This is a genomic window from Roseisolibacter sp. H3M3-2 (assembly GCF_029211165.1).
Taxonomy (GTDB): Bacteria; Gemmatimonadota; Gemmatimonadetes; order Gemmatimonadales; family Gemmatimonadaceae; genus Roseisolibacter.
The window spans coordinates 1-2,461 of the sequence record NZ_JARGEK010000541.1 but is presented as its reverse complement, the minus strand read 5'-3'; the positions used below and the strand labels follow the sequence as shown (position 1 = coordinate 2,461).

3 protein-coding genes are annotated in these 2,461 nt (G+C 77.7%); all 3 read right to left on the bottom strand.

Annotated elements, in window-relative coordinates; translation table 11 throughout:
- Positions 1-17: 17 nt before the first annotated feature.
- The gene (locus tag PYV61_RS24210; RefSeq protein WP_275836442.1) at positions 18-212 is read right to left on the bottom strand and encodes a tetratricopeptide repeat protein; all 195 of its coding nucleotides are present in this window, start codon (positions 210-212) and stop codon (positions 18-20) included.
- A 17-nt stretch (positions 213-229) separates the two neighbouring features.
- A complete protein-coding gene (locus PYV61_RS24205) occupies positions 230-865 on the bottom strand; it encodes a chemotaxis protein CheC (protein WP_275836441.1) in 636 nt (211 codons plus the stop codon).
- A 7-nt stretch (positions 866-872) separates the two neighbouring features.
- On the bottom strand, positions 873-2,461 hold a 1,589-nt coding region (locus tag PYV61_RS24200; RefSeq protein ID WP_275836440.1), incomplete at its 5' end, for an ATP-binding protein.

Genomic DNA, 2,461 nt, shown 5'->3' with positions numbered 1-2,461 from the left:
GGTCACAACTCCTTGGCTCACAGAACGACATGGCTACGATCCGACTTGAGCGCGAGCGCGCGCGCGAACGCGTGCAGCGCGGCCTCGGGGCGCCCGCGCCTGTGCAGCAGGACCCCGAGGTTGTTCTGCGCGCCCGGGTCCGCCGGGTCCGTGCGCCGCGCGAGGGCGGCCAGCGGGTCCGGCGCGAGCGCGGCGGCCGCCTGCGCGCCCATCGGAGCCGGCCGGCCGCTCAGGCCAGCCGGATCGTGCGCAGGATCGCCTGCAGCGACGCCGGGTCGGGGAGGAGGAGGAAGAAGCCGCGCAGCCGCTCGCCGACCTCCTGCATCATGAACTCCGTCTCCACGACGAACACGCGCTCCACGTCCTCGGAGATGCGCAGGAACCGGCGCGACAGCACCGCGTGCGACGTGTCGACGGCGAGCGTCGGCGGCGACGGGAGCAGCACCATCCCCATGAAGTCGCTGAGCGCGTTCATGTACGCGCCGCTCAGGATGTTGCCGGCCTCCTTGATCGCCGAGCGCTCCAGCTCCCCGAGCGCGACCGACGAGCCGTGCGGGCGGCGCAGCATCAGCTCCGCCATGCGCATGACCGTGTGCTTCGGGAAGACGAGCAGCGTGCGCCCGGTGAGGTCGCCGAGCATGTCCATCAGCACGCCCGCCACCGGCTGCTCGGCGGGGCCGAGCTCCGGCGGCAGCTCCTCGAGCCGCGCGACCTGGATCTCGGGGACGCTGATCATGATCGTGGCGCCCGTCATCTGCGAGAGCGCGGTCGCCGCGTGGCCGGCGCCCATGTTGGCCACCTCGCGCAGGGCGTCGAGCTGCAGCGCGGTGAGCGACTGGAGGTCGTCGAGGGCGGTGGTCGTCATGGCAGCGTCAGGGGGAGAGCCGGGAGAGGAGGGCGGGCACGTCGACGATGAGCGCCACGGCCCCGGTGTCGAGTATCGTCGCGCCGCCGAAGATCCTGAGCGCCCCGCGCACGTCGGGGAGGCGCTTGACCACGAGGTCGGGCTGCCCGCCGAACGCGGGGACGGCGAGCGCCACGCGGCGCCCCGCGACCTCCACCACCGCGGCCTCGCGGCAGCCGCGGAGCGGCGAGCGCTCCGGCGCCCCGCCGACGGCCGCGCCGAGCAGCCCGACGACCGGGAGCCGGTCGCGCACGCGCAGCGCGGGGCGGCCGTCCGCGTCGGACTCGGGCTCGGGGGGGAGGTCGAGCGTCTCGCGCACGTGGGCCAGCGGGAGGGCGTAGGTGGCGCCGTCGCCCGCGTCGGCCAGCAGCGCGCGGGTGACGGCGAGCGTCAGCGGGAGGCGGAGGGTCCACGTCGTCCCCTCCCCCGCCGCGGTGTGCAGCGCGAGCGTGCCGCCGACCGCGCGCACGCGGGCGAGGACGGCGTCCATCCCGACGCCGCGCCCCGAGACCGCGGTCACCCGCTCGGCGGTGGAGAAGCCGGGGTTCGCGAGCACGGCGAGCAGGCGCGCGTCGTCGAGCGCCGTCACGTCCGCCCCCACGAGGCCGCGCGCGCGCGCGCGCTCCAGCACGCGCGCGGCGTCGACCCCCCGCCCATCGTCGACGACCGCCACCTCGACCGCGTCGCGCGCGCGGACGGCCCGCAGCGTCACGCGCCCGGCCTCGGGCTTCCCGGCGGCGCGGCGCGCGTCCGCCGCCTCGATCCCGTGGTCGACCGCGTTGCGCAGCAGGTGCCCCAGCGGGTCGGCGAGCGCGTCGAGCACCGCGCGGTCCACCGCGACGTCGCCCCCCTCGGTCGTGAGCTCGATGCGCTTCCCGGTGGCGCGGGCGGCGTCGCGCACCAGACGGGGCATCCGCTCGAACACCTCGCCCACCGGGACGAGGCGGCTCTCCAGCACCTGCTCGTGCAGCGCGCCGATCAGGCGCCCCGCGTCGGCGACGGCGCCGGCGAGCAGCGCGTCGGCCCCGCGCGCGGCGGCGGCGGCGACGCGTCCGCGCGCCGGCACCAGCTCGGCGGCCAAGTCGAGCAGCGCGTCGAGCCGGGCGGCGTCGATGCGCACCTGCCGACCGGCGGCCGGGACGGCGGCCGGCGACGCCGGCTCGGGCGTCGATGGTGCGGGCGACGTCTCCGCCACCGACTCGACGCGCACGTCGGCGATCTCGCCGGCGGCGCGCACGGCGGCGGCCACCGCGTCGGCGTCGGTCGCGGGCGACGACGGGACGATGCGGAACGCGAGGGTGCCGTCGAACCGCGCGTCCTGCATCGGGTCCGCCGGGCGCACGTCGTGCAGCGCGCCGAGCGCGCCGAGGCGCTGCAGGACCATGAAGGCGCGCACCGCGGGGAGCGCGGCGACGGGCGCGATGGTCACGCGCACCAGCAGCCCCTCCGACGCCGACGGCTCGTCGGCCGCGTCGGCCGTCGTCGCGCGCGCGTCGTCGCGCACCGCGACGAGGGCGGCGAGCCCGGCGAGCGCCTCGGCCACGTCGGGGTCCGCGG